This is a genomic window from Streptomyces sp. NPDC006134 (assembly GCF_040628835.1).
Lineage (GTDB): Bacteria > Actinomycetota > Actinomycetes > Streptomycetales > Streptomycetaceae > Streptomyces.
In genome coordinates, this window is sequence record NZ_JBEXTV010000078.1 from 22,531 (window position 1) to 32,074 (window position 9,544).

Annotated in this window: 2 protein-coding genes; both read left to right on the forward strand. The window is 76.7% G+C overall.

Annotation, left to right across the window (positions count from 1 at the left end; genetic code table 11):
- Positions 1 to 13 precede the first annotated feature (13 nt).
- Complete coding sequence (locus ABZ340_RS33350) at positions 14 to 8,434, forward strand: SDR family NAD(P)-dependent oxidoreductase (protein WP_358785621.1); 8,421 nt, start codon at positions 14 to 16, stop codon at positions 8,432 to 8,434.
- A gap of 423 nt (positions 8,435 to 8,857) precedes the next feature.
- A partial coding sequence (locus tag ABZ340_RS33355) for a hypothetical protein (RefSeq protein WP_358785622.1) occupies positions 8,858 to 9,544 on the forward strand: 687 nt, incomplete at its 3' end.

Below are 9,544 nucleotides of genomic sequence, written 5' to 3' on the forward strand. Positions count from 1 at the left end.
AGGGATCGAGCGAGTGAGTACAGACGCGGACGTCATCAGGCCGCTTCCCGAGGCGCTTCGGGCGCATGCCCGGCGGCTCGGGGAGAAGGTCGCCTTCGAGGACCGCCGTACGCGGCTGACCTACCGGGACCTGGAGCGCAGGACCGCGCGGCTGGCCGGCCACTTGGCGGGGGCCGGTCTGGCACGGGGTGAGCGGGTGGCCGTCCTGCTCGGCAACCGCGTGGAGGCGGTCGAGAGCCTGCTCGCCGTCACCCGGGCGAGCGGGGTGGGCGTACCGCTGGACCCCGGGATCGCGTGGGCGGAGCTGGACCGCCTGCTGGACGACTGCGGTGCGCGCGTGCTCATCACCGACGAGGCCCGGCTGCGGCGCCGGCGGGGACTGCTGTCCCGTCCCGGGCTGATCGTGGTGGCGGCCGGGGGCGGTGAGGAGGACGCGGCCATCGCGTCGTCCGAGGATTCCGGCCCGCCCTCGGACGGGGCCGGGGCGGCGAGCGACGCCCTGCGGTACGAGGTGCTGGCGGGTACGGACGGGGGGACGCCCGCCCGGGACGATCTCGGGCTGGACGAGGTGGCCTGGCTGCTCTACACCTCCGGGTCCTCCGGCACTCCCAAGGGGGTTTTGTCCACTCAGCGCAACCGCCTGGCGCCGGTCGCGGCGGGTCTCGTCGGCGTCCTCGGCCTGTCGGAACGGGACCGGGTGCTGTGGCCGCTGCCCCTCCACCACGCCATGAGCCAGGTGGTCTGCGTCCTCGGAGTGACCGCGACCGGGGCGAGCGCCATGCTCCCGCCCCGGTTCTCGGTGGCGGAGGTGCTCGGCGAACTGCGCCGTACGGACGCCCCCTACACCCTCCTCGGCGGGGTGCCGACGACGTACTCGGCCCTGCTCGACGCCGTCCGGAGCGAGGAGGGCGGGACGGGCGGCCGCCGGCTCGGGACGCCCGCGCTGCGGGGCTGCGTCAGCGGAGGCGCCTCGGCGGGGCCCGAGTTCCGCAGGTCCTTCGAGGCGATCTGCCGCGTCCCCTACCTGGAGCACTACGGCAGCACCGAGGCGGGCCCGGTCACCATGGCGGCGCCGGGCGACACCTCGGCGGCCGGGTCGTGCGGCCGGGTGCTGCCCGGCACCCGGGTCCGGGTCGGCGCGGGCGCGGACGGGCAGGACACCGGCGAGGGCGAACTGTGGGTGAGCGGGCCCGGGGTCATGGTGGGCTACCACGGCAGGCCAGAGGCCACCGCCGAAGTACTGCGCGACGGCTGGTTCCGCACCGGGGACCTGGCCCGGATCGATGCCTCCGGCGAGCTCGTGATCACCGGCCGGACGAGTGAGCTGATCATCCGGGGCGGGGTGAACGTCCACCCGTCGGAGGTGGAGGCGGTGCTGCGGCGGCTGCCCGGTGTGGCGGACGCCGCCGTGGCGGGACGCCCGCACCCCGTCTTCGGCGAGGTACCGGTCGGTTATCTGGTCCCCCGGCCGGGCGGCGGTGCGCTGGACCGGGGGGCGATCCTGGCCGCCTGCCGTGCGGAACTGTCCGCCGCCAAGGTGCCTGCCGAGGTGTACGAGGTGGCGGACATCCCCCGGACCGCCTCCGGGAAGGTCCGGCGGCACGCCCTCGCCGGCCGGCCCGCGCGGACGCCGGGCACGGGGGCGGCCGGGGAGCCGGCGACGGACCTGCTGGCCCTGGTGCGCAGCGAGGCGGCGGCCGTGCTCGGCCGTACGGTGGAGGCGGTGGAGCCCGAAACGGCGCTCCGGGACCTGGGCATGGACTCGCTGACGGCGACCGTGCTGCGGGAGCGGTTGTCGGCTGCGACCGGCCTCCCGCTCTCCGAGGCCGTCGCCTTCGACTTCCCCACGGCCGCCGCGCTCGCCGCCCACCTTCGTTCGCGGAGCGCCGCCGCGCCGTCCGGCGCCGAGGCCGCGCACCGGGGCGCGGCCCGGCCGGACGACGACCCTGTGGTGATCGTGGGGATGGCCTGCCGTTATCCCGGCGGCGTGAGCTCCCCCGAGGAGCTGTGGCGGCTGGTGGCCGACGGGACGGACGCCATCGGCCCGTTCCCCGCCGACCGGGGCTGGGACACGGAGGCGCTGTACGACCCGGACCCCGGGCGGCCCGGGCGGACGTATGTGCGCGAGGGCGGCTTCCTGGCCGGTGTGGACCGCTTCGACCCCGGCTTCTTCGGCATCTCCCCCCGCGAGGCCCTGGCCATGGACCCGCAGCACCGGCTGCTGCTCGAAGTGGCGTGGGAGGCCTTCGAGCACGCCGGTCTCCTCCCCCGCGCCCTGCGCGGCTCGTCGGCCGGGGTGTACGTCGGGCTGATGTACAGCGACTACGCCGCCCGCGTCACGGAGGTGCCCGAGCACGTCGAGGGCTACCTCGGCCTCGGCAGCGCCGGAAGCGTCGCCTCGGGCCGTATCGCCTACACCTTCGGCCTTCAGGGCCCGGCCGTCACGGTGGACACGGCGTGCTCCTCGTCCCTGGTGGCCCTGCACCTGGCGGCCCAGGCGCTGCGCCGGGGGGAGTGTTCCTTCGCGCTGGCCGGCGGGGTCACGGTGATGTCGGGACCCTCGTCGTTCGTGGAGTTCAGCCGGCAGCGGGCGCTGGCCCCGGACGGCCGCTGCAAGGCGTTCGGCGCGTCCGCCGACGGCACGGGATGGGCCGAGGGCGCCGGCATGCTGCTGCTGAGCCGGTTGTCCGAGGCGCGCCGCGCCGGGCTTCCGGTGCTGGCCGTGGTGCGCGGCTCGGCGGTGAACCAGGACGGGGCGAGCAACGGGCTGACGGCACCGCACGGCCCGGCACAGCAGCGGGTGATCCGGCAGGCCCTCGCGGACGCGGGGCTGGCCCCCGGGGACATCGACGCGGTGGAGGCGCACGGCACCGGTACCCGGCTGGGCGACGTCATCGAGGCGGAGGCGTTCCTGGAGACGTACGGGAGGGAGCCGCGGGAGCGCCCGCTGTGGCTGGGCTCGGTGAAGTCGAACATCGGTCATACCCAGGCCGCCGCCGGGGTGGCGGGCGTGATCAAGACGGTGCAGGCGATGGCCCACGGGGTGCTGCCGCGTACGCTGCACGCCGACGAACCGAGCCCCCGGATCGACTGGTCGTCGGGGCGGCTGGCGCTGCTGAACCGGGCGGTGCAGTGGCCGAGGACGGACCGCCCGCGCCGGGCGGGGGTGTCCTCCTTCGGCATCAGCGGCACCAACGCCCATGTGGTGCTGGAGGAGGCCCCGGTGGACCGGGACGCCCCGCCACCGGTTTCCGCGGCGGGCGACGGGGCCGGGAGCGGATCCGTCGGCGGCGGGGCGGTGCCGGCGCCCATGGCCGCTCCGGCGCCCGCGCCCGTGGCCGTTCCGGTGTCGGCGAAGAGCGGGCCGGGGCTGCGAGCCCAGGCGCGGCGGCTGTACGACCGGGTGGCCGCCGATCCGGACGCGACCCCGGTGGACATCGGGTACTCGCTGGCCACCACCCGCGCGGTCTTCTCGCACCGGGCCGTGGTCGTGGCCCGGGACCGTGCGGAACTGCTCACCTCCCTGCGGGCGGTGGCGGAGGGCTCATCCCTGCCCCGGGTACGGACGGGCACGTCCCGCCGCCGGGGTCCGCTGGCCCTCCTCTTCACCGGCCAGGGAAGCCAACGCGTCGGCATGGGGCGTGAGTTGTACGAGTCCCGGGAACTGCATCCGGGCTTCGCCCGGTCGTTCGACGAGAGCTGCTCCCTGCTCGACCCGCTGCTGCCGGTGCCGCTGCGGGACGTCGTGTTCGCCGGCCCGGACACCGAGGCGGGCGCGCTCCTGCACACGACCCGGTTCGCGCAACCGGCGCTCTTCGCCCTGGAGACGGCACTGTTCCGGCTGCTCGAGGAGTGGGGCGTGCGCCCGGATCTGGTGGCCGGGCACTCGGTGGGCGAGGTGACCGCGGCGCATGTCGCCGGAGTGCTGTCCCTCGCGGACGCCTGCACCCTGGTGGCGGCCCGGGGCCGGCTGATGGACGCGCTGCCCCCGGGCGGTGCGATGGCCGCCGTGGCCGCCGGTGCGGACGAAGTGGCCGCCCATCTGGCAAGGACGGGGCACCCGGTGGAGATCGCCGCCGTCAACGGGCCCGCCTCGGTGGTCGTCTCCGGGGACGGGGCGGCGGTGGAGAAGACCGTCGCGTACTTCCGGGAGCGGGGCCGGTCCACGACGCCGCTGCGGGTGAGCCACGCCTTCCACTCCGCGCGGATGGAACCCATGCTGGCCGACTTCGCGGAGGTCGTGCGGGGCCTCTCCTTCGCCGCACCGCGGCTTCCCCTGGTCACCGCCGTATCGGGCCGGGCGGCCGGCGACGAGGAGCTGAGCGCGCCGGAGTTCTGGGTGGACCACGTCCGCCGCCCGGTCCGCTTCGCCGCATCGGTGGCGTACCTCCGGGACCGGGGCGCGGCGCACTACGTCGAGCTGGGGCCGGACGGGGTGCTCACCGGCCTGGTCCGCGGTTGCCTCGCCGCGACCGGAGCGGCTCCGGCGGGTCCGGGCACGGACGGAGCGCCCGGTGGCGAGCGGACCCCGGCCCCGCTGGTCCTGCCGGCCCTGCGCGGGGCGCGGCCGGAGGCGGGCGCCCTGCTCGACACGGTGGCCGCGCTGCACACCCATGGCGTGCCCGTGGACTGGCCGGCCGTCTTCGCCGGGCGCGGCGGGCGGCGCGTCGCCCTGCCCACGTACGCCTTCCAGCGCCGCCGGTACTGGCTCGACGCCACCCCACGGCACCGGGCCGCTCCCCCGCCGGACACCCGCACCCCGGCCCATCCGCTGCTGACGTCCCGCACCTCGACGGCCGACGACGGGCTGCTGCTGAGCGGGCTGCTCTCGGTGGACGACCAGCCCTGGCTGGCCGACCACGTGGTGGCGGGGACGGTACTGCTGCCGGGGGCCGCGTTCGTGGAGATGGCCCTGCACGCCGGTGCGTCGGTGGGCGCGCCCGTCCTGGACGAACTCGCCCTGACCGCGCCGCTGCCGCTGCCGCTGCCCGCGGACGGCACGGTCGAGCTGCAGGTGAAGGTGTCCGGGCCGGACGGCGCGGGACGGCGGGCCGTGGTCTTCCACGCCCGGCCGCACCCGCCGGCCGGTGACCGGCCTTGGCAGCGGCACGCCTCCGGGACACTCGTGCCGGAGCCGCGCCCGGCGGACCGCGGAGCGGCTGCCACCGCGCCCGGCGGCGGGCCCTGGCCGCCGCCGGGCGCGGTACCGCTGCACGCCGGCCGGCCGGACGCCGATCCGTACGAGCGGCCGGCCGGGGACGGGCTGGGCTACGGCCCCGCCTTCCGTGGTCTGCGTGCGGCCTGGAGACTGGGGACCGAGCTGTACGCCGAGGTCGCGCTGCCCGAGGCCGCAGGGGTTGCGCCCCCGCAAGCCGGCGGCCCCGGGTTCGCGCTCCATCCCGCCCTGCTGGACGCGGCGCTGCACGCCCTGGCGCTCGACGGCCGCGCCCCGGAGCCCGGCGGGACGGGTGGCGGCGGGGTGTCCCTGCCGTTCGCCTTCAGCGGGGTGCGGCTGCACACGGCCGGCGCGCGGCGGCTGCGGGTGCGGATCACGCCCGGGCCGGACGGGCGGGCCGGGGTGGAACTGGCCGACGCGTCGGGCGCGCCGGTGGCGGTGGTACGTTCGCTGGCGCTCCGGCCCCTTCCGCGTACCGGAGCGGGAACGGCTGCCGCGGTCACCGGGATGCTCCACCGGATGGACTGGGTGCCGCTGCCCGAGCCGGCCGCGCCTGCGGCGGTGCCCTCGTGGGGCGTCCTGGGAACGGCCGGCACACGGCTGGTGGACGTGCTCGCACCCCGGGGCTCCGGTATTCCGGTGTACGCCGCCCCCAAGGCGGGCGACACGGCCCCGGCCGTCCTCGTCGCACCGTGCCCGCCACCGCCGGGAACAGCCGGTGATGCGCGGGACCCGGCGGCGCAGGCCCGATGGGCGGCCGGCTGGGCACTGAAGCTGGTACAGGAGTGGCTCGCCGAACCGCGTCCGGCGGACTCCCGTCTCGTCCTCGTCACCTCCGGCGCCGTCACCCCGGACGGCAGTGGTCCGGTCGACGGCGGCACCGGTTCCGGAGGCTCCGGCGCACCCGGCGCGAGCACGTCCGTACCGGCCCACGCGCCGGTGTGGGGGCTGGTCCGCTCGGCCCTGCGGGAGAATCCGGGCCGTTTCGCCCTGGTCGACCTGGACGGTCACCCCGGCTCCCGGCACGTGCTCCCCGCGCTGCTGGCCACCGCGGCGCCGGAGATCGCCGTACGGCGGGGAAGGGCGTACGTACCGAAACTGGTACGGGTGACCGGGACGGCGGGGGAACAACGGCCCGTCAGGCGGCTCGGTCCGAAGGGCACCGTCCTGGTCACCGGCGGCACCGGTTCCCTGGGCATGCTCGTGGCACGGCACCTGGTCGCCGCCCATGGCGTCCGGCACCTGCTGCTCGCCGGCCGGCGCGGACAGGACGCACCGGGGGTGCGGGAACTCGTCGCGGAACTGGGCGAGTCGGGCGCCGAGGTGACCGTCCGGGCGTGCGACGTCGCGGACCGGACGGCGCTCGCCGCTCTGCTCGGCTCGGTGCCGGCGGACCGTCCGCTGACCGGCGTGGTGCACGCCGCGGGGGTGCTGGACGACGGCATCGTCCCGGCGCTCACCACCGGTCGTCTGGAGCGGGTGCTGCGGCCCAAGGCGGACGCCGCCCTCGCCCTGCACGAGCTGACCCGGGGGTGCGACCTGGCCGTGTTCGCGCTGTTCTCCTCGGTGGCGGGCACCTTCGGCTCCGCCGGTCAGGCCACCTACGCGGCCGCCAACTGCGTGCTGGACGCGCTGGCACGGCACCGCAGGCGGCTCGGTCTGCCCGGTACGTCGATCGTCTGGGGTCCCTGGCGGCAGAGCGGGGGCATGATGGCGCGCCTCGGCGACGCGGACCTGCGGCGGATGGCCCGCTCGGGGTTCGGCCCGTTGGAGGAGGACGAGGGCCTGGCCCTCTTCGACTCCGCCGTGGCGGGTGACGACCCGGTGGTGGTGGCGGCCCGCCTCGATCCGGGCGTCCTCGGCGGTGGCGATCCGGCGGTGGGACGGTCCCCGGCGCCCGTGTCCGCCGCAGCGGGCGCGGGCGGCGGGGGCGGGGCTCCGCTCGGCCGGCGGCTGGCGGCCGCTTCCCCGGGCGAGCGGATGGGGTTGCTGCTCACGGAGGTACGGGCCCTGGCGGCCTCGGTACTGGGCCACCCGGAGGGGGCGGGCGCGATCGACGGGGACGATCTGCTGGCAGACCTGGGACTCGACTCCCTGGCCGCGGTCGATCTGCGCAACCTGCTCGTGACGTCGACCGGGCTGGCGCTGCCGGCCACGCTGCTGATGGACTTCCCGACCCCGCGAGCGGTCGCCGCCGAGCTGGCGGAGCGGTACGCCCTGGAGGCGATTCCTCCCGGCGCCCCCGGAGAGCCGGCTGCCGCCGGCCAGGCGGACGGCTCCGGCCGTCCGGCGGACGACGGTGTTTCCGGCGGTCCCGGGGCGGCCGGCCGGCCGGAAGCCCCGGTGCGGTGGGCGGGCGGCCCGGACGCCGCGGCTGCTTCGGACGCCTCCCTGGGTGCGCTCTTCCGTACCGCCTGCGACCGCGGGCGGACGTGGGACGGCATGGCGCTGCTCACCATCGCCGCGCGCCTGCGCCCGGTCTTCGACGGCGCCGGGGCTTCCGGCGCGGCACTCGATCCCGTCACGCTCGCAGCGGGCGGCACGGGGCCCCGGCTGATCTGCTTCCCCGCCCTCAGTGTGCTCTCGGGGCCCCAGGAGTACGCGCGCTTCGGTGCCGGGCTGCGGGGCCTGCGGCCGGTATCGGCGGTGCGGCACCCAGGATTCGCGGCCGGGGAGGCTCTGCCGGCCACTCTGGACGCCCTCGTCACCGCTCAGGCCGCCGCCGTCCGCGCAATCGCGGGTGACGGTCCGGTGGTCCTGCTGGGCCGTTCGGCCGGCGGCTGGGTGGCCCAGGCCGTGGCCGAGCGGCTGGAGGCCGAAGGCTCCGCCCCGCTCGCCGTCGTTCTGGTGGACACCTACCCGAGCAGTGACGGCGACGACGGCCAGGCGCTCTCCGCGATGACGACGGGCATGCTGCGCCGGGCCGCGGAGTTCGCCTCGGCCGACCCGGACCGGCTCACCGCCATGGCCGGGTACTTCGAGCTGTTCGCCGGCTGGGAGCCCTCGCCACTCGGCTCCCCCACCCTCTTCGTACGGGCCCGCGACCCGCTGCCCGGCACGGAGCCCGCCCCGGTCTGGGGCCTGCCGCATGCCGAAGTCACCGTGCCCGGTGACCACTTCACCGTGCTGGAGGAACACGCCCGTACCACCGCGCTCGCGGTCCACCACTGGCTGGCCGATCCCGGCCGACGCCGCCCCGGTGCCCGGCACCGGCCGGAGGGCCCCGAGGACCCGCTGTCTCCCGGGGAGGCACGGTGACCTCGGTCCGCCCGGCTCGTTCGCCCGCGGCCGCGCGGGCTCGACGGGTTCCGCCTCCAGGTGACCGGGGCCGCCTTCCCGCCCGGGAGGCGGTTCGGCCAGGCGGGGCGCTTCCGGTGGTCATGGGAGACGACAGCGCCCCGGCGCGCCCCGCCTCACAGGGCCTCGCCCCGGGAAGCCGCGATGCGGCTCCAGGTGGCTCCTCGGGGTGTTCCGGCTCCTTGGCGTCCGGCCACAAAGCCCGCGCGAGAAACCGTTTGGCAGCCCCCCGCGACCACTGCTACGTTTCCGGAGGCCGTGCCGGAGAACGAGGAGGTGATACCCGTGAACGCAGTATCGACATGGGTGCTCCCCTCCGGGGTCACGGTCGGGCGATAGGTCGTCCGGGAGCGCCGTTCACGAGCACTCCCGAAAGGCACGACCATGCACTTCACTTCTGAGCAGCGTCTCGACGACGGTGTCCTCGAGCGCGAGTTCACCCTCGGCGATATCCCCGGCATCCTGTGGACGCCCGCGTCCGCGTCCGCACCGGCGCCGCTGATCCTGATCGGCCACCCCCCGCTCGGACTGCGCAAGATGTACCCCCGGCTGGCGGGACGGGCCCGGTACTACGCGGCGGAGTACGGCTTCGCCGCGGCCACCATCGAGCTCCCCGGGAGCGGTGAACGGCCCCGCTGGGCCGCCGCCGAGCAGGCCCGCGCCGCCCTGCGCCGGGCGATGGAGGCCGGTGAGCCGGTCGGCGGCGAGATCGTCGACGCCCTCGTCCTCCCCCTGGTCGAGAAGGCGGTCCCGGAATGGCGGGCCGCCCTGGACGCCCTCCTGTCGCTGCCCGGGATCGGCGGCCCGGTCGGGTACGAGGGGGGAGTGATCTCCATCGGCATCCGCCTCGCGGTGGTCGAGCCGCGCATCGTGGCCGCCGGTCTCTTCGCCGGGAGTCTCGTGCCCGCCGCCATGTTCGAGGAGGCCCGCCAGGTCACCATTCCGCTGCATGTCCTGCTGCAGTGGGACGACGAAGGCCCGAGCCCGGCGGCGGCGCGCCCGAGGCGCCCCCGGCCCCCGGCGACGTACCACCCCCACCGCCCGCTCCCACCGCTCCGGACCCCGCGCCCG